The sequence below is a fragment of the Methanospirillum hungatei JF-1 genome (genome assembly GCF_000013445.1).
Lineage (GTDB): Archaea > Halobacteriota > Methanomicrobia > Methanomicrobiales > Methanospirillaceae > Methanospirillum > Methanospirillum hungatei.
This window is the reverse complement of sequence record NC_007796.1, coordinates 773,256-790,704: the sequence shown is the minus strand read 5'-3', so window position 1 is coordinate 790,704 and position 17,449 is coordinate 773,256. Positions and strand designations below refer to the sequence as shown.

General features: G+C 43.1%; 17 protein-coding genes and 1 tRNA gene. 2 read left to right on the top strand and 16 right to left on the bottom strand.

Translation table 11 applies throughout. The features are described 5' to 3' along the window. Nucleotides 1-233 precede the first annotated feature (233 nt). The 3 genes from MHUN_RS03590 to MHUN_RS17180 all read right to left on the bottom strand — a co-directional run bounded on the left by MHUN_RS03590 (nucleotide 234) and on the right by MHUN_RS17180 (nucleotide 2,919). Nucleotides 234-1,511 (bottom strand): APC family permease, encoded by a 1,278-nt coding sequence (locus MHUN_RS03590; protein WP_011447719.1) that lies wholly within the window; start codon nucleotides 1,509-1,511, stop codon nucleotides 234-236. Nucleotides 1,512-1,650: 139 nt separating this feature from the next. After that, entirely contained in the window at nucleotides 1,651-2,367 is a 717-nt protein-coding gene (locus tag MHUN_RS17185; RefSeq protein WP_275039208.1) for an IS110 family transposase, read from the bottom strand. A 105-nt stretch (nucleotides 2,368-2,472) separates the two neighbouring features. Further along, nucleotides 2,473-2,919 carry an IS110 family transposase gene (locus MHUN_RS17180; protein WP_052288812.1) on the bottom strand — a complete coding sequence of 149 codons (447 nt, stop codon included), beginning with the start codon at nucleotides 2,917-2,919 and terminating at the stop codon, nucleotides 2,473-2,475. Nucleotides 2,920-3,290: 371 nt separating this feature from the next. Between MHUN_RS17180 and MHUN_RS17175 the strand changes: the two genes are divergently transcribed. After that, entirely contained in the window at nucleotides 3,291-5,396 is a 2,106-nt protein-coding gene (locus MHUN_RS17175) for a HAMP domain-containing methyl-accepting chemotaxis protein (RefSeq protein WP_011447718.1), read from the top strand. 230 nt (nucleotides 5,397-5,626) lie between these two features. Here MHUN_RS17175 and MHUN_RS03575 read toward each other — a convergent pair whose 3' ends face one another. Beyond that, the gene (locus MHUN_RS03575) at nucleotides 5,627-7,744 is read right to left on the bottom strand and encodes a cation:proton antiporter (RefSeq protein WP_011447717.1); all 2,118 of its coding nucleotides are present in this window, start codon (nucleotides 7,742-7,744) and stop codon (nucleotides 5,627-5,629) included. Between the two features lie 213 nt (nucleotides 7,745-7,957). Between MHUN_RS03575 and MHUN_RS03570 the strand changes: the two genes are divergently transcribed. After that, complete coding sequence (locus MHUN_RS03570; RefSeq protein WP_048067256.1) at nucleotides 7,958-8,470, top strand: HdeD family acid-resistance protein; 513 nt, start codon at nucleotides 7,958-7,960, stop codon at nucleotides 8,468-8,470. A 39-nt stretch (nucleotides 8,471-8,509) separates the two neighbouring features. Here MHUN_RS03570 and MHUN_RS03565 read toward each other — a convergent pair whose 3' ends face one another. The 12 genes from MHUN_RS03565 to cfbA all read right to left on the bottom strand — a co-directional run bounded on the left by MHUN_RS03565 (nucleotide 8,510) and on the right by cfbA (nucleotide 17,384). Continuing rightward, nucleotides 8,510-9,184, bottom strand: coding sequence for a PP2C family protein-serine/threonine phosphatase (locus MHUN_RS03565; protein WP_052288811.1), 675 nt, complete (start codon nucleotides 9,182-9,184; stop codon nucleotides 8,510-8,512). A 93-nt stretch (nucleotides 9,185-9,277) separates the two neighbouring features. Next, on the bottom strand, nucleotides 9,278-9,703 hold the full coding sequence (locus tag MHUN_RS17170) for a PAS domain-containing protein (protein WP_052288810.1): 426 nt from the start codon (nucleotides 9,701-9,703) through the stop codon (nucleotides 9,278-9,280). Between the two features lie 275 nt (nucleotides 9,704-9,978). Next, complete coding sequence (locus tag MHUN_RS03560; protein WP_011447715.1) at nucleotides 9,979-10,314, bottom strand: type II toxin-antitoxin system PemK/MazF family toxin; 336 nt, start codon at nucleotides 10,312-10,314, stop codon at nucleotides 9,979-9,981. Next, nucleotides 10,314-10,847: a hypothetical protein gene (locus MHUN_RS03555; RefSeq protein ID WP_011447714.1), complete on the bottom strand. Its 534-nt coding sequence runs from the start codon at nucleotides 10,845-10,847 to the stop codon at nucleotides 10,314-10,316. Before MHUN_RS03555 ends, MHUN_RS03560 begins: the two co-directional genes overlap by 1 nt. Then, the gene (locus tag MHUN_RS03550; RefSeq protein WP_011447713.1) at nucleotides 10,834-11,178 is read right to left on the bottom strand and encodes a winged helix-turn-helix domain-containing protein; all 345 of its coding nucleotides are present in this window, start codon (nucleotides 11,176-11,178) and stop codon (nucleotides 10,834-10,836) included. The genes MHUN_RS03555 and MHUN_RS03550 overlap by 14 nt, the downstream gene beginning before the upstream one ends. A gap of 198 nt (nucleotides 11,179-11,376) precedes the next feature. After that, on the bottom strand, nucleotides 11,377-12,075 hold the full coding sequence (locus MHUN_RS03545; RefSeq protein WP_011447712.1) for an MBL fold metallo-hydrolase: 699 nt from the start codon (nucleotides 12,073-12,075) through the stop codon (nucleotides 11,377-11,379). A gap of 166 nt (nucleotides 12,076-12,241) precedes the next feature. Beyond that, a tRNA-Glu gene (locus MHUN_RS03540) sits at nucleotides 12,242-12,316 on the bottom strand. A 51-nt stretch (nucleotides 12,317-12,367) separates the two neighbouring features. Continuing rightward, complete coding sequence (gene ilvE / locus MHUN_RS03535; protein WP_048067255.1) at nucleotides 12,368-13,234, bottom strand: branched-chain-amino-acid transaminase; 867 nt, start codon at nucleotides 13,232-13,234, stop codon at nucleotides 12,368-12,370. Nucleotides 13,235-13,316: 82 nt separating this feature from the next. After that, the gene (gene cfbB, locus MHUN_RS03530; protein ID WP_011447710.1) at nucleotides 13,317-14,708 is read right to left on the bottom strand and encodes a Ni-sirohydrochlorin a,c-diamide synthase; all 1,392 of its coding nucleotides are present in this window, start codon (nucleotides 14,706-14,708) and stop codon (nucleotides 13,317-13,319) included. Continuing rightward, complete coding sequence (cfbD, locus tag MHUN_RS03525) at nucleotides 14,705-15,769, bottom strand: Ni-sirohydrochlorin a,c-diamide reductive cyclase catalytic subunit (protein WP_011447709.1); 1,065 nt, start codon at nucleotides 15,767-15,769, stop codon at nucleotides 14,705-14,707. The genes cfbB and cfbD overlap by 4 nt, the downstream gene beginning before the upstream one ends. After that, nucleotides 15,769-16,983 (bottom strand): coenzyme F430 synthase, encoded by a 1,215-nt coding sequence (gene cfbE, locus MHUN_RS03520; protein ID WP_011447708.1) that lies wholly within the window; start codon nucleotides 16,981-16,983, stop codon nucleotides 15,769-15,771. The genes cfbD and cfbE overlap by 1 nt, the downstream gene beginning before the upstream one ends. Continuing rightward, nucleotides 16,983-17,384, bottom strand: coding sequence for a sirohydrochlorin nickelochelatase (cfbA, locus tag MHUN_RS03515; protein WP_011447707.1), 402 nt, complete (start codon nucleotides 17,382-17,384; stop codon nucleotides 16,983-16,985). Before cfbA ends, cfbE begins: the two co-directional genes overlap by 1 nt. Nucleotides 17,385-17,449: the final 65 nt, after the last annotated feature.

Sequence of the window (17,449 nt, the reverse complement as noted above, 5' to 3'; positions counted from 1 at the left end):
ATGTGTGCTCCGGATTGGTATAGGTGACCGCACTTTCCCATGGGGTAAGGTTTGAATGGAGCAGGTATGATTATCAGGGTATTTTTTAGGAATAGAATGAATAGTACAGTATGGATACTGAATCAGTCCCCACCGGTTTTCAGAATGTGGATAAAACAGGTGAATCAGATTATTTCATTGAATATCTGAAATTCGTGATTTTATCTATAAAAGTACCAAAAAATTATCGATAATCACATGCTTTTCAGCAGGTTACCCATTTTTTTTCTCCTTCTCATCAAGAAAATACCCCAGATGAGGATAATACCAATGGGAAATAATATCGCCCAAGATATAAAAAGCAGGATACATGATGTTAAAATGAGCGAAATCCCACTCATAAATAATGCACACCGGCTATCTTTGAGTAAAACCAACCCGGCTGCACATCCACCAATATAGGTTAGGATAAACGTGGAATTCGGGAGTTGAATAAGAAATGCAAGAGAGAGCAGACCGGTGCTGTACATGATAAATACTATTGAAAAGCATCCGGCCAAAAAGATAAGCCCCCCGATGTGGGTGTAATACCGCTCTGATAACCGTGCAAGAAATGACGGTGCATAGCCGGTCACGGCTAGGGAATATGAAAGCCGGGAGGCTGCCCCGATGTAGGATATGGACGGTGCCAGACAGACAAATAACCCGGTCATTCCGGTCAGGATCATGCCAGACTGCCCAAATGATTTCTCGATCAGATACACGAGCGAAACATCCGATATTCCTGGTCCATACATATGGGTTCCAACGACGACATATGCGGTGAGAAGATACAGACTTCCGATGATGATTGAGGCGATAATCGTGCCCCTGACTACATCCCGCTTTGGGTCCTCAAACTCTTCGGCAATATGAGTCACGGCTTCCCATCCGATATAACTCCAGAAGAGTAAGGTTGCTGCATACCCGATACTCATCCATCCGTGTGGAATTAAAGGGGTGAAATGTGACGGGTCAACGATCCGGTAACTCCCGATACATGCACCAAGCAGAATGCAGATGGTCCCAAGGACGACAATGATCTGCACCTGACTGCTGACCCGCATACCGATGTAATTGAGAAAAATTCCTGCCAGAATAATTGAGACTGCAATAAGGATTCTGAAAACTTCCGAAAGCCCATATGCAGCAGCAATATATCCGGCTCCGGTTAATGCAAGGATTGGAACACCAATGATTCCTGATACCAGGAAGAACCATCCGATGAGTGCTCCGAGCTGTTCATTGAACGCAAGAGTTACGAAATATGAAACCCCGCCGTCATTTGGAAACCGGGCGGAGAGAAAACCCATGGTGAGTGCCATGGGAAACGCAAGAACGATGATGAAAATCCAGGAGAGGAGAGATCCCGGCCCGGCAATCTCTGCTGAAAGACCGGGAAGAATTAGGACACCACATCCCAGAACTGAACCAACATAGAGCGCTACGATGTGATGAAGGCGAAGAGAAGATCGCTCTGTCGGTTTTATCATGAATGGCTGAGATATTGACCCATATACACGATAAAGAGTCTCATACCAGTCGGTTGAATACCAGATTCAGGTATCCGGAATGATTGGCAAAAATAATTACACCACTCTCCGGGGATTGCATTTCCCATGAAAATCGGTATCAAATAGGTTGACTTGAACCATTAATTCGCATAATCTCCTTACCTTCCTCTTGAATAATTATCTCAGCTCCCCTGGACAAAAGCTGAATAATCTTTGCGATTCCAACTCTCTCAATTTTTTCTGGAAACTTGGGAATCTTAACAGTTTTCACTCTAGGAATTCCATCTTCAAATATTTCATTATTGATGAGAAGATGCCAAACAATCCGTAAAATCTTACGAGCAACAGCAACAATTGCTTTTTTGTAACCCTTTCTAGGTAAGAGACCGTTGAAATAGTCATTCAATTTCCCTGGTCTTCTAATCGCAGAGTGTGCAGCTTTAATAAGAGCCCATCGAAGATATTTGGAACCATGTTTCGTGATGGGTCCAGTGTAATTGATATTTGCAGACTGGTAAACAGATGGGGTAAGTCCTGCCCATTTGGCTAATTTATCTGCGGTTGGAAAATCATGGATATCACCTATTTCTGCCAACAAATTAGATCCAATTACTATTCCAATCCCTGGAACTGACATTAAAATACGTAATTCATTCTCTTTATCCTTGAGGTAAAATTTGATTCTTTCCTCGATCCTTTTAATCTCAACCTGGAGGTTGTCATATATTTTTAACATCGAATCTATGAGGAATATAGCTGAATCAGGTATATACTCTGGAATCTGCTCAAAAAAGACAGGTGCAATCTTTCTTGTTTTGGCGGGTAATGCTTTTATGATCTCATCCTGAGTTTTTCTTTCAACAATCCCTTTTAAAAGAGCATATCCACTTTTACCAAATACATCTTTTAAAACAGTACATAAACGAATACTGCAAACATCTTACTGGTGGAGGATTTTGTTTTTAAAAACTGTACTATTATTAACCATCTTATTTCGGGCTCGGGTCAATGTCCGAAGTTCGTAAAGATCACCCGTAAAAACTCGTGACGGCGTGATAAGATTATTTAATTCCAATTCGGCGATCCATTGAGAATCTAACACATCTGTCTTTTTACCCGGGATGCCCTTCATATGGTAAGCATTTCCAATGGTGATATTGATCTCTGGATTAAGAATACCATAAGCGGGACGCCAATATTCAGCAGTAGATTCCATAGCTACCGATTCACAACCCGAATCAAGAATCCAATTTTTGAGCAAAATTAATTCGTCCAAATCCTGTTCAAAACGTTTAGTTTCACAATTGCCTTCATTGTCCAGGATAGAGGCAACAAGAAACCTTTTGTGAACATCAATTCCACAAACTTTATTCCGTTTTTTAGACATAAATTACCCTGTGGGTAGTAAATTCGTTACACCAATTTCCCATTCGCGATCTATGTCGCATTCTGGTGTACGAAAAAGGACTACTTTCTTAACCGAGATCAAAGTTTCAGAAATTAACCAGTCTTATTACCCACTATGATCGGTCAACCGATGAGATTTTCATGGTTTCGGGTGTGAACCGCGAAGCGGTTCATGTCTGTTTCATTGCCAATTAACGTTCCAACCGAATGGAAATTGTACTCTTGAGGAAACGACATTTTAGTTGTGCAACAACCTCTTAAATTATCTTAGTATTACCTTAATTATAGGCAACCATAATCTATTTACTATCCAGGGATAGGTAGTAATTACACATCGACAGGGGGTACTGTATGTTTCTTGATAACATTCCAATGAAAAAGAAACTGATTGGAGGATTTTTATGTGTCATTTTATTGGCTATCCTCATTGCCTTGGTAGGGTACATGGCAATGGGTGATATGACAGAACAGGCGAAAACAATGTATGATGATAACCTCGTTTCATTAGAGCAATTATTAAATGCCGATAATAGTTTTCTCAATATCAGAATTAACATCTACAAAACAGTATTTGCAAAAGATGAACGAAAAGATAAATTTGCAGAGATTGATGATGAAATTATAAATATTAAAAGTAAAATCGAAGCGTATAAAAGTCAGTCACTATCTTTGGAAGAGTCAGCACTCATCGAAGAATTTGAGAGAAACTGGCCGGTATTTGAAACTAACCTTCGGAAAATTATTGATGATATGAATAATGGAAGGGAAGAAGCGGCATTAGAAGGGATATATAGTAAAAATTTTTCTGTTCCCAGAGATGCAGCCCAGGATGCTCTTGATAATCTGGAAATTTATAACCAGGAAAAATCAAAATTAATGAGAGATGATATCGTTCGAACCTACCAGGAATCGTCACTCTTGTTTTTTGTTATTGTTCTGCTGACTCTGATTTTTGGAATCGGTCTTGCCTTACTTCTGACCAGAAGTATTACCAGTCCGCTTTCACGGGCTGTCACCATGATTCAGGAGATGAATAAAGGCCATCTGGGAATGCGGCTTGATATGATCAGGAAAGATGAGATCGGTCAAATGGCAGAAACAATGGATTCTTTTGCAAATAATCTTCAAAAGGATGTTATCGGGTCGATGCAGAAGATTGCCCAGGGTGAGAAGATATCCCATATCCCAATTGTGGATGATAAAGATGAGATAGGGCCTGCTCTCCGTGTTACCGCTGATACAATTAGTAATCTGATTGATGAGACTGAAAAAATGGTTTCAGCAGCAAAGGATGGCAACCTATCGATCAGGGGCGATGAAACATTATTCAAGGGTGCATATAGAGATATCATCAAAGGATTTAATGCAACTCTCGAGAATCTGCTTGTTCCCATAAATGAGGCTATGGCCCTTTCCAAAGAATATGCCAGAGGTAATTTTACAGCCAGATTTTCTGAAGAAATTATTGTGAAAGGGGATTTTATTCCCTTTAAAGATGCCCTGAACACTATTGGAACAGATACCGGCTCATCCATACTGCATGTAAGACAGGAGGTTGAATCACTTCTTGGTACTATTGAGGAAACAAATGCCAGTTCGGAGGAGATTGCTGCCGGATCAAGAACCCTTGCATTAAATGCCAATCAGGTCAGCGACCTCTCAGAAAAATCCTCCCACGGTATAGAACAGATATTAAGTGCTATGAATGACCTTGCAGCGGCGGTATCATCTGTTGCGACAGAGACAACAGATGTTGCAGGACTTACACAGAAAACCAATAATCTCTCGATGGAAGGAACAAAATTGGTTCAAAAAACCGGAGAGGGAATGAAGAATATCAAGGAGTCCTTTGAAGCGACAAATCAGGTGGTTCAGGAAATTGACGAACAGATGGGTGAGATAGGTTCTATTGTTGAACTTATCAGTGGTATTGCAGACCAGACAAATCTCCTTGCATTGAATGCAGCAATTGAGGCCGCGAGGGCAGGAGATGCTGGTCTTGGGTTTGCTGTTGTTGCAAATGAAGTAAAAGCCCTTGCAGAAGAATCAAGAGTGTCAGCAGAACGGATTGCAGAACTTATAGCCATTCTCCAGAAAAAGTCAAAGAATGTAACAACCTCCATGAACCGTTCTCTGGAGGATGTAACAACCGGTGATGCGGCTGTACAAGAGATGATGACTATCTTTGAACATATTGCTGATTCAATTGAGATAGCATCAAAACGAGTCAGTGATGTTGCTGCGAACACACAGGAACAGGCTGCAAGTGTTGAAGAGATAACAGCGAGTGTTCATGAACTTGAATTACTTGCAAAAGATACATCACAGGAAGCAATTTCATCATCTGCTGCAACCGAAGAGATAAGTGCATCCATTGATCATGTGTCACGATCAATATCTGATGCCTCATCTTCCTTGCAGAAAATCTCGCAAGAAATGAATAAATTTAAAATTTAACCTACTCTTTTTTACGGAATAATTTTCATAAAACATCCACAAGGCTCTATGTACTCTATCCTGCCCCAATCATCCATATCCTATCAATATCCAGTACATAACTGATCTTCAGGACAGTCAGATTGGTACATGGATTTACCGAGTAATTATCAGTTATGCCACCTCCCGATTGTACTTTATCGAGAAAGACCCTTCCATGCTAATTCCGAAAGGATTTGCAAAATTTTGGTTTATGGCACTATCTGATCGCCACATAACTGAAACACCTTTTTCTTTGCCTTGTTCTTCTCCTTAATGAGTCGGTCAATTATGTGCCCAAGGGTTTTTTCGTCTCCGATTCCTTCTTCAATGTGATGACCCAGCATATGGATCATTCCTGCTCCTGCAGTCCGTTCTGCCAGGTACCCACTCACGTATGAAAGGTTTTGTGAACCGACGACATGCTCTGATGTAAGATATGAGAGAGCTTTCTGCTCAAATTTCTTATAGAAATCAACAATATCTGTTATTTCAGCAGAATCAAGACAGACCCATTGTGAAAGTCTTTCAAGATACTCAATTGTTGCAGATGATGCAACATAAACCGCTACTGAAGCAAAGATCAGATGGATATCTATCCGGTTCTGATATGAATTCAGCATAGCACTATTCGGGAAAATTCGTCTGATAAACCGGTAAAGCCATAACCCGTACCTGGACTCTGGTGCATAGAGACGGATCGGTGGATGATAATTCCCTGACTGAATAAAATCCTCGCGGATGGTAGTCTGGTACTGCAGCTCGGCATATACCGGAGAATGAATGAGTCCGTCATCATAGAGCTGGCGGTATTGCTTCTGCTCATAATGAATTGCTTCTAGCCAGAAAAGCCTGATAACACTCATCCGGTCAGGTGTCTGGTGCACTTCCTGCCAGAACTCACGAACCTTCTGTTCGGTATACTGGGATTTTTCACGATACGTTCGGATATATTCATCAAGAATGGCAGAATCAATGATCCCTGCCAGGTCTGACTTTAAAAGACTGGACTGTGCTGCCCTGGAAGTGACTAGATCTCCATATACCTGGTGAAATGTTCGCAGAAGCCGTGATTGTCCGAGCTCCAGATACTGAATGAGTGGGCCGATAGTCATACCCTGGACAAAGATACTGAACAGAACCGTGAGAACTGAGAATGCAATGATCAGATCACGAAATGGCAGGGAAAGCGGGAGAGAGAGAACCAGGGCTATCGCCACCGCACCACGAAGGCCTCCCCAGAAACAAACAATCTGGTATGAAAAAGGAACCTTGTGTCTGGTAAACCGGTTAAATATGGCAAAGGTTCCTACTATCGGGACAAAGCGTGCAAGTAATACTGCACCAATGAGGAAAAAAACTCCCAAAATCCCTCCTTTGATGAGAAGGGAGAGATCTTGTAATGATGAAATGGTAATACCGACAAGAAGGAAGATCAGACTATTTGCAAGGAATCCGATATACTCCCAGAAATGATTCAGTTCTTCACGCCGATCCGGTCCTATCCAGTCTGATACTGCCCGTGCGGTGATAAATCCACATGAGACGACTGCAATGACTCCTGAAAATCCCATTTCATCACCGAGCAGGTATGTCAGATATGCTGCAACCAACGTTGCTGTCTGATGAATATGAGAGTGAAGGGGAGTTTTCCTAAGTATTACTCGAAGGATGAGACCACCAATGACTCCAATGAAGACCCCGCCGACAAATGATGTGAGTAACTGGGAGGTAAAGAGAGCTGATGTTTCAAAAAATGACAGATCATTTTTCAGAAGCGGATGACTAATGAGAAGTAACACCAGCTGGAACATTATGATGGAACAGGCATCATTGAGGAGACTCTCTCCTTCAACAAGGATCTGCAATCGTTTCGGAACACCCACTTCTTTAAAGATGGAGATGACTGCAACTGGATCGGTGGATGATATCAATGCACCAAACAGAAGAGCAAAGAGAAGCGGGATTGCAAAATACCATGCGATCATGTACCCGATAATTCCTGCGGAGATGATGACCCCGAATATGGCAAGGCATAATACCGGAAACAGGTTTCGATTGAGCAGCCGGGTATTTACCGCAATGGCAGATTCAAAGATCAACGGTGGAAGAAATATATAGAGGATGATATCCACCGCCGGGAAATAGGGTCCAATCGGTTTTAATGCATCTATATGAGGAACGATAAATTCGGAGAAGGCATATCCGATGAGAACCAATCCGATGGTATAGGGCATCTTCAGGTGCCGCAATGTCATTGAAGCGATGATTGCGACCAGGAGAAGAGCGATGATAATTATTTCATTAGCAATTATGAGGTTATGTTCCATATATTCGGATCCTTGATATTACATTAGTACTCATGAGTAATGATGTGTCACTCATGCTCCTGAATTCTATATAACCAGGTCTGTGATAGAGAATCCGGGATACGGTAATCTGGTTTATCTGGAGATCAGGTGAGACAAACCGATTACAGGGGTCGGTGTCACTTCACTCCTAAACAAATCCTTTTTATACCTAATCCGCATTTTATCATACATATGGACACTGAAAAGATCCTCGCAATCATCTTGAGCATCGTGGTTCTTTTATTCGGCATAGTTGCCGTCACCGCTCCATCGGCAGTATTTGACTTCCTTGTTCTCATTGTTGGAGTAATATTCCTGATATTTGGAATTCTGACCGCTGGCGTGGCACTATCAGCAGAGGGTGGGACGCCAAAGATGATACTTCTGGGATCAGGTCTCGTGAGTATTCTTATTGGGCTACTGGCTATCATCTCTCCCTATGTCGCAACCATTGCAATTGGGTACCTGATTGCATTATGGCTTACCCTGAATGGTCTGCTGACTATTGCATATGCCATTTCAATCACCTGGGAAAAACATCGCATCCTCACCGGTATCGCAGGTGTTATCAGTTTACTTATTGGTATTTACCTGTTTACAAATCCAGGTGCAGGAACAGCTCTTATCATCATGATCCTCGGAATATTCTTTATTATTTCTGGGATGCTCTCTCTTATTATGACAATCATGTACTGGAAAAAATAAATCCACCCATTTTCCTTCAGAGGATTCATGAGAGTTGAATCATATATTCAAGGTACATAATGAGAGGAAAATCAGGGTATACCCTTGATCATGAAGAGTAATATCATCAAATTGTGGTTCTGATTTGCTAAAATTCTGGACCTCATCGAATATTTTCTTCTGAATGCCGGTTGCAGTCAGGGATCTGTTCTCCCATATAATTGATTTCAGACGTTCTTCACCAAACATTTCTTGTGACGAACTCAGTGATTCCGTGACTCCATCGGTATACAGGACGATGATATCACCGGGCTCTATGGGGATAGTTCTCTGACCGTAAATTTCATCCTCAAGAACACCGATTGCTAATCCGGTCATGGTTAACTCTTCAAAGGTATCACTTCCTGCCCGGTACACCATGGGGGGATTATGTCCGGCATTGACATACGTAAGGGTCCGGTCCTCTTCAGAGAGGATACCATAAAACAGGGTTACAAACATCCCTGACTTTGAATCCTGGGCGATTATCGTATTTGCAGATGCAATAGCTTTTGCCGGTTCATGATGCCAGGTTGCATTCACTCTGACTACAATCCGGGACAATGCCATGAACAGGGCCGCCGGAATTCCTTTCCCGGATACATCAGCGATGAGAATCCCATAGCTTCCCTGATGAAGAGGAACAAGTTCCATTGGGATGACATCAAAAAAATCTCCTCCGACTTCTTTTGCCATCACACAGGTCGCTGCAACGTCAAAGCCCTCAATGGAAGGAATTGTGTCAGGGAGGAAACTTCGCCGTATTTCAGCGGCGATGTCAAGTTCAGCCTACGATCTGGCAAGTATCTCTTCCATCTTCCTTTGGTCGGTAATATCCCTGATGGTCTCAATAGATCCCGTGATGGTGCCATTCAGATCATACAGAGGACTTGCTTTCGCCCACACAAACCGGCTTTCCCTTCCTGATAACGGAAGAAATGTATCAACAACAAGGGTGTCACCATCACGGATGATATGGTTATACCGTTTTGCTACCTCTTCATCCGGAAGGAGGATGAGATTGGCAAGCATCGGTTTTCGTTCGTTGTAAAACGGAAGGGCATAGGCATAGTCACCTTTTCCAAGGATGTCAGAGGCAGTAACTCCGGTGACATCCTCCATGGCACGGTTCCAGGCAATGACTTTACCGTCCAGGTCAATGACAAATGTTGCATCGAGGAGAAAATTTATTATTTCTTCGCAATAGCCTTCCATTTTTAGTTTTATAATATGTTGATGGTAGAGTATGGGGGGATGTGGTATGGGGTATAAGTATAATCCGTTTAGGAGTTAGAGTGGGATATGTATGGGATAAAAATTCCTGTGATTGAACATGAGTGATTGTAGATAATCGTGATTAAGACTTATATTTACCACCAAAAGATGAAAAAAATGAAGGTATTCAAAAAAATAAAATCAGAGAGAAGAGTAAATAATTATCGATTGTCTCTAGAAATGGGGAATTTTTTTCTGGAATGTGATTTTCATGCTTATTTGTATAAACCCAGGAGATCTATGAGAAGAGCCTTTACAATCTCATTATCTGCATGGGAGATCTTACCAATCGTTTTCTCAAGTCTTTTCTCATCAATGGCGACTATCTGAAATGTCATTGCTATACTTGGCGCCGAAAGACCGTTCGATGATGTCGGTTCGATAAGATAGGTATGAGGGTAATTCAGAACTTTTATCTGAGTGGTCAACGGGATTACAATATTCATTCCAATGACTGATGCCATAACAATCACCGGCCTCTTTCCACCCTGTTCATGCCCCCTGGAATCAGTCAGATCAATTATCCAGATCTCGCCTCTCGCAGATCTCATCAATCACTCAGAAGAGTGTTCAGGGCGACCGCTTTCCAGGGTGCAGTTTCATTCTCCAGAAGTTGTTTCTCTTCTTCAGTCGGGGGATAAAGAAATTCTTTCGCTTTTGAGATCCCTATTGCTATTTGTGAGTCAGAATACTGGGATTTCATCTTTTTTACCATCTTCATGGCTTTCAGGGGATCATATGAGAGAACATAAGCGAAGTACCCATATGTCCCGCCAATTTCTAAATATGAAGCTTTTTTATTAAAGATTTTATCCAGATTCTGAATGATCTGATGTTCTTCACCAGTAAGATCTTTCCCGGTTATCAGAGATTTGAATTCTTCTTTCTGATGATAGTAATCTGATGCCAATGAAGGAGAATACGGACCTCTGACATACAAACCATAGGGATATCCAAGGTGAAACCCTTTTAACTGGAGGAGAAAGATTACTTTTTGAACAATGAGCCGGTGCTCAAATTGACTGATGTCGAAATAAAAATCAAGAGCTTTTAAACATGCAATAGCTTTTTCAATATCCGCCACAAGAATCACCTGAACATTCCAGCAACCGGCACAGCCATTTTTTCACTTTCTTCCATTCTTCTAATCCCTCAAGAGTCATTGACCAGAGTTCCAGTTCTTTTCCCTCAAAAAGAACCAATTCACATTTTAAATATCCAAGTATTTCAAGTTTCTTTAAATTTGAATATATGGCTCCATCATTCAGATTTAGAGCGGATTTCAGCTGACGTGCGGTTGCCCCGTCATCGCCGAGATCTGATAATGACCAGAATAATTCAAGACGGACCTTTGAGATAAGATCGCTATTTACTTCCCCTGATTCATCTATAATCTCCATAAGATCATCAGGCATATCTCCACCTCCTTACGATATTTCAATAAATAACAATAATTCACCGACTTTATTTTTAAAGTTAAAATGAAAGTATAAATATAATTCTTTTCTGTATGATGATAACTTTGTCTATCAGATTGGGAAAAATCATGGGTATTTGATATCGTGGTCACTTGTCAGATATTGATTCCCGAGAAAACCAAACCCCTTAATTTGTTATTCTGCACTCACCCCTCTCACCATCTCCAAAACATCCCCTTTACTATAGGGTCCTCCATGTCCCGTATAAATCACTGAACAATTTTCATCGCATATTTTCCGAATACTATCCAGTACAAGATCTGGCTCTTCAGCCCAGAAGGGGAAACCGGGCTTCCCGGATGGGATCTTCGGGAAGATAAGATCCCCCGTAAACCTCTCCCCGGAATTCAGAGCTACTGAAACAGAACCTTTCGTGTGACCTGGTGTTGGAATAATAATTCCAGAAATACCATAGGATTCAAGATCAAATGGAGAATCAATGAGAATATCCGGATGAACCGGAGGATACTCTGACAGTTTTTTCCGGTTGAAAATGAATTGGAGGAAATATCCCGTTATAGAACAGGGTTTTAATGTATTCTGTTTTCCTTTTTCAAGAAAACCTGCATCATCAGCATGACAAGCCACCGGTGCTCCGGATAACCCATGAAGAGATGCTGCAGATCCAGCATGGTCCTGATGCCCGTGAGTGATAATGATCAGAGAAATATCCCTAGGTTTGCATCCGTGGTCTCGTAATGTATCCAGAATTTTCTGTTCACTACCCGGAATTCCCGTGTCAATAAGAATAATTCCATCTTGTTTTACAATGTACGCATTCACAAAACCGAGTGAGATTGGAATGATCAGCGGAACATTATCAGGAGAGGTCATGATTTTCTGATTGGTTTTTCAGATAATAATATCATGCAATCAGGATCTACCATTATGATCTCAAATGATAAGAGATTGACATATTGACCAGAGAATTCCGCCAGGATGAATAGAGAAAATACGATATCAAAAGATTATTGTAAAAATTAACAAAATAAAAAGTTTATGCTGATATGGGGATTCGAACCCCAGTCGTCGGCGTGAAAGGCCGACATGATTGGCCGGACTACACTATATCAGCTGTGCCATTAGATGTCTACGTTTGTCCTTAAAAATATTATGATCGTTTTACCTATACGATAGGTGTTCCTTCCTTCTGTACTACTATTTTGAACTGCTCCATGCATTGACGCGTGATGGGACCTGGTTTACCGTTGCCGATTGTCCGTCCATCAATCCAGGTTATCGGGGCAACTTCGGCTGCAGTTCCAGTTACAAAGACCTCATCTGCACAGTAGAGATCATAATATCCCATATTGCGCTCGTGCACCGTAATACCAAGTGAGGTTGCAATCTCCAGGGCTACCATCCGGGTGATACCCCGTAGGTTATTCAAAGTCGGTGGGGTGATAATGACTCCGTTTTTGATAACAAAGATATTATCCCCGGATCCTTCTGATACATACCCGTTTGTGTCAAAAAATATTGCCTCGTCTCCGCCCTTGCAGTTAGCCTCAATCTTGGCAAGAATATTGTTCAGGTAATTAAGACTCTTGACATTTGGTGGAAGAGCTTCAGCTGGATTTCTCCTGACTGATACCGTAACGGCTTTCAGACCCTTCTCATAAAGATCGCCATACATGGCTCCCCACTCAACAGCCATGATAACAACACTGGCCTTTGGGCATTTCCGGGGATCAAGCCCCAGGTCTCCGACACCACGGCTTACAATCGGTCGGATATATGCATTGGTCAGATTATTCTTTTTGCAGGTCTCGATGATTGCAGCAGTCATCTCCTCCTTCGATATCGGAACAGCAAGATCGATGGTTTTTGCAGAATCATACAGGCGGTCAAGGTGTTCCTCTAGTCGGAAGATTCTTCCGGAATATGCTCTGATTCCTTCAAAAACACCATCACCATAGAGAAACCCATGATCAAAAACTGATACCTTAGCCTCCTCTTTGGGATAGAATTTCCCATCGATATATATCTGCATACCAAAGTATCTGACTCGACTTCTCATAAAGGATCAACCTGTCGGACCTGGTGCAAAGGAGAAAAAAGAACAATCTGACCAATTATATGGATGAGTCAGACAGACAAGCGGACAAAAATGAATAGAGCAGGTCACGGGACGGGACCGGATGGATGTGTGTATAGGATCCGACTACCTTGTTGAGCACCATCCCGTCATGGGTTGCATCAATCCCAAACCCACGATCCAGTTCATACCCGAATGTTGATCCCTTATCCGGATGAACCGTGGAATAATGAAAGGCATGACCTTTTACCGGGAGAGGTTTTTCTGCGAAAGGAAAATTTGGTGTAGTCTTTCCGGAGACATAGGTGACAACCCGTTTTTTTGGAATGGTACACCGGGCTGGAAGCACATCTGCCATTTTGAATGATGTTCCGGCAGAAAGTCCTGAGAAATCGTGAAGAACATCTATCTCCCTGCATAAATACATAAGACCTCCGCATTCGGCTAATATGGGCCTCTCATCTCCGGCTGCTGTTCGAATATCCTCCATCATGGACTGGTTATCAGCAAGTTCTCGACCATAGTACTCCGGATACCCTCCACCAAGTATATACCCGTCTGCATCAGGAAGATCTCCATGAATCGGTGAGAAATATACAATATCATATCCTCGTGCTTCGATGAGTGAAAAGAGATCTGCATAATAAAAATTGAATGCCTCATCCCGTGCAACTGCAATCCTTTCGCGGTGGTGCTGCTCAACTGATGCAAACAGGTCAGGAATATGAAGAGAACTTTTCATCTCACGTGAGAGGGAGAGCAGGGCATCAATATCCAGGTGACTGCATATCATCTCAACGATGGATGAGACCCGGTCAAGAAAAGGCTGATCCTTCAGACCCTCCTCAAACGGAACAAGACCCAGATGCCGCATGGTCAGGTCCAGGTTATCGACCCGAGGAACTGCCCCGATCACCGGGATACTACAATAATGCCGGATTGCCTCCGTGGCCTTTCTGATATGCTTCTCTCCCCTGACATTGTTAAGAATAACACCGGCAATCTGAATATCAGGGTCGAATTTCATGAATCCATACAGAAGGGCTGCCGCACTCCGGGTAATACTCCGGGCATCTATCACCAAAATTATCGGTACGTGAAAGTGTTTTGCAATCGATGCCGTGCTGCCGATATCAGCAATACTATCGGCCCCTTCATACAGGCCCCTGACCCCTTCAATTATTGCAATATCTGCACCAATACAGGCATGGTTAAATACGGCAGTCATCTCATCCCGGTTCATCACAAATGAGTCTAGATTCCTGCAGGGCCGCCCGGTAACCCCGGTCAGGTAAGAAGGATCGATATAGTCCATCCCGACTTTGAAGGTCTGAACGGTGCATCGTTTTGCAAGAGCTGCTGCTATTGCGAGGGTTATACTGGTTTTTCCTGATCCCGACCGGTCACCGGAAATCAGGAACGCCTTCATAGAAAACTCCGGATGACGGCCCCAAATTCGGATTCCACAATACTTCTGACACCGAGAGTTCGTGGATGGAGATCGATCTCAACGACCACATGTTCATGTCCCAGATCCTTGAGTGGTGCAACCTGGCGGGGACCGTTTGTCACTGAAAAACACTCGATCCCATCGGTGTATTCTCGGGGGATCGCATGAGGTACACCGGTAATGAATGCAAAATCAGGATTCTCATCCTGTATCCACCGGCCCAGCATATCCCCGGTCGCTCCATATTCGTCAAGTGCCCCTTGTTTCACATACGAAAGACCTGTTGCATCAAGGTCAGCAATGATACGCTCTGCATCCCGTCTGACCTTTGGAAGCCCCCGCATCTCAAGATTTACAGAATAGACAATAGGAGCATCAGGTGCAAGCTCATGGAGAGCAGTAAGACCATCAGCAAACATGTATGCAGTCTCCTTCTTTGCATTCATGATGGCAACGCCTTTTTTACCCTCCTGGATAATATCTACAAGACGTTCTGCAACCTTATGCTTCAGATCTCCCCGTGATGGTTCGATGTACTCTCTGACTGCAGCTCCCCGAAGTCGTTCCACCTGATTGGCTGCCTTCAATAATTCCTGCTGGCGTACCAGTTCGTCTAAAGAGATCCATCCAATCTCGGCTGCAGGTTTTAACGTTGCAATGACTCCGTCAATATTCTCGGTAAATCCGGCATGAATATCTACGGCTATCGTCTCGGTACTGACACCGGAGTTATCAATCGCAGCCTGCAGATCTTCACCGATAATCATCGAGACACAGGTTCCCATGACCGCCATTCGTTTCGGGGCAAATTTCTCTTCTGCATAGAGAATAACATCCTCAAGTCGTCCCTGTCCACCAAAGACAAACTCATTCTCGGCAAGAGATGTCGTCAATACCCGCATACCATCCTCTTCCAAAAGCCGTGCATGCTTAAAAGAGCATCCGGAGGGGCCATGGAGGACAGCCACATCAACTTCCAGGTCACGGGCAGTATAGAGGGCAGCGACAATAGAACTGGGCCTGGGTTGTACATATTTCATTATTTCCACCGTTTTACAGACAATAAAATTAGAGTATTATTCAGTGTTTTCGCTCTTCTAATTCCTTCTTCAGTTGAATTAGCACAGATGCAGGTAATCCCGGTATTCGCACAGTACTGTATGATCTCCTCCTTCATAATCCGTTCATCTCCGGGAATGAGGATAACATCCCGGGGATTAATATCAGAGATGGATGCACAGATCTCATGAGTGCTGAAGTTTTCACATACCGATGCTGACTCCTGACCAATGATGAGGGTTACCGGTTCATTTTTCGCTATCTCTCTGCCATAACGGTATGCATCAAGCGTTGTTGAATGACACGTCCCGCTGTTTGCATTATCGATAATGGTGTAACCAGTATCTTTCGTGACCTCCATGCGTCCTGGAAGAGCTGAAAAATCTGACAAACCGGCGGGATCCACTCCAAGAAGCAGGGCTGCCCCTGCAGCGAGCATAAGAGGGGTTTTGTATCCTGGCAGGAGGAGAAGCGGATTTACAAATGAACCTGACAAATCTCCATACCGGTAGCAAGCCCTGGTTCCGGATACAGATACAAGGTCAGATACGGGAATACATCCGTCATGGACAAGTTCTCCTCCCGGTGGAATCAGAACCTGTTTTACCAGGTGGGCCTGTTCAGTTTTCAGTGCAAGGGCCCTTCTCTTTCCTTGTGCAACCGGATAATCTAGAAAGGAGGTCAGGATACCAAGAGTTCCAATCCCACAAAATCCTAACGATACTTCACTGATAAGCCAGCCATCAGAAAATTGTTCAGATAAGACCTGCAATATTGACGCAGGGGTGATAGAATATCGCCCCAGATGTTCCAATGATGGATACCTGACAACTCCTGCGGATGTATGGAGCAGCCCTTCTCCTGGCATGATAGATGCGAGTGCCGCTGCTGTAGTAGATTTACCTTGTTTTCCGGTAATCTCAATAACCGAAGATACTGCGTGATCTGTGAAAAGCCATCTGACAGCTGCATGATGTGATATTACAGGAATCCGGAGGTCCTGAAGGAGTGAATAATCAGGATCCAGATGAACAGGAGCAATGATAAGATCATAAACCCGGGTTCGTGCCAGGTCGGGAGAAATGCCTTCCTGGTTCCGGTACACATCGATGAGATCAGTCACATGACCATGGGCTGATAGGTGATCTACTATCACCTTTCCGCCATGAATCGAATCGAGAACGAGAATCCGCATCAGATCAGGTCAAGAGCCGCTTTGGCATTCTCCATCATAAGATCTGCCAGGAGCGGGTTGGGTCCAATCGGATCTGCATAGACAAGAGGGACTTCTTTTCCTGTAAGAGAGAACAGGCCCTTCTTCTGACCGGGTGCAAGACCGAGAATTCCGGGAATATCCTCATCAATATGAACACCACGGGCAAGGAAGAGTGGAACAACCGCAATACTGTCCACTTCATCTTGTTTGAACGAATCAAGTGATTCGCGAATAGTCGGCTCATTAAACTCCATAAATCCACATCGAACGATATAATCCGGATTCTTCTGAGCGATTATTTCCGCAGTTTTGGTGATGAGATTCTTGTTGTATTCCTTTTTACTTCCATGTCCTACAAGGAGGATACCAGTCTTTGTCATTCTCAGTAGGTAGTACTGCACGTAATAAAATAGTTATCAAATGTTATATTCTATCGTAATATGTA

What these genes read in the sequence shown, in the direction of transcription:
- cfbD (WP_011447709.1), bottom strand. Translation starts at nt 15,769, where the DNA reads ATGAAATATGTACAACCCAGGCCCAGTTCTATTGTCGCTGCCCTCTAT.
- MHUN_RS03545 (WP_011447712.1), bottom strand. Translation starts at nt 12,075, where the DNA reads ATGACCTCTCCTGATAATGTTCCGCTGATCATTCCAATCTCACTCGGT.
- MHUN_RS17170 (WP_052288810.1), bottom strand. Translation starts at nt 9,703, where the DNA reads ATGGAAGGCTATTGCGAAGAAATAATAAATTTTCTCCTCGATGCAACA.
- MHUN_RS03570 (WP_048067256.1), top strand. Translation starts at nt 7,958, where the DNA reads ATGGACACTGAAAAGATCCTCGCAATCATCTTGAGCATCGTGGTTCTT.
- MHUN_RS03575 (WP_011447717.1), bottom strand. Translation starts at nt 7,744, where the DNA reads ATGGAACATAACCTCATAATTGCTAATGAAATAATTATCATCGCTCTT.
- ilvE (WP_048067255.1), bottom strand. Translation starts at nt 13,234, where the DNA reads ATGCAGATATATATCGATGGGAAATTCTATCCCAAAGAGGAGGCTAAG.
- MHUN_RS17175 (WP_011447718.1), top strand. Translation starts at nt 3,291, where the DNA reads ATGTTTCTTGATAACATTCCAATGAAAAAGAAACTGATTGGAGGATTT.
- MHUN_RS03560 (WP_011447715.1), bottom strand. Translation starts at nt 10,314, where the DNA reads ATGAGATCTGCGAGAGGCGAGATCTGGATAATTGATCTGACTGATTCC.
- MHUN_RS17180 (WP_052288812.1), bottom strand. Translation starts at nt 2,919, where the DNA reads ATGTCTAAAAAACGGAATAAAGTTTGTGGAATTGATGTTCACAAAAGG.
- MHUN_RS03590 (WP_011447719.1), bottom strand. Translation starts at nt 1,511, where the DNA reads ATGATAAAACCGACAGAGCGATCTTCTCTTCGCCTTCATCACATCGTA.
- MHUN_RS03565 (WP_052288811.1), bottom strand. Translation starts at nt 9,184, where the DNA reads ATGGCAAAAGAAGTCGGAGGAGATTTTTTTGATGTCATCCCAATGGAA.
- cfbA (WP_011447707.1), bottom strand. Translation starts at nt 17,384, where the DNA reads ATGACAAAGACTGGTATCCTCCTTGTAGGACATGGAAGTAAAAAGGAA.
- cfbE (WP_011447708.1), bottom strand. Translation starts at nt 16,983, where the DNA reads ATGCGGATTCTCGTTCTCGATTCGATTCATGGCGGAAAGGTGATAGTA.
- cfbB (WP_011447710.1), bottom strand. Translation starts at nt 14,708, where the DNA reads ATGAAGGCGTTCCTGATTTCCGGTGACCGGTCGGGATCAGGAAAAACC.
- MHUN_RS03550 (WP_011447713.1), bottom strand. Translation starts at nt 11,178, where the DNA reads ATGCCTGATGATCTTATGGAGATTATAGATGAATCAGGGGAAGTAAAT.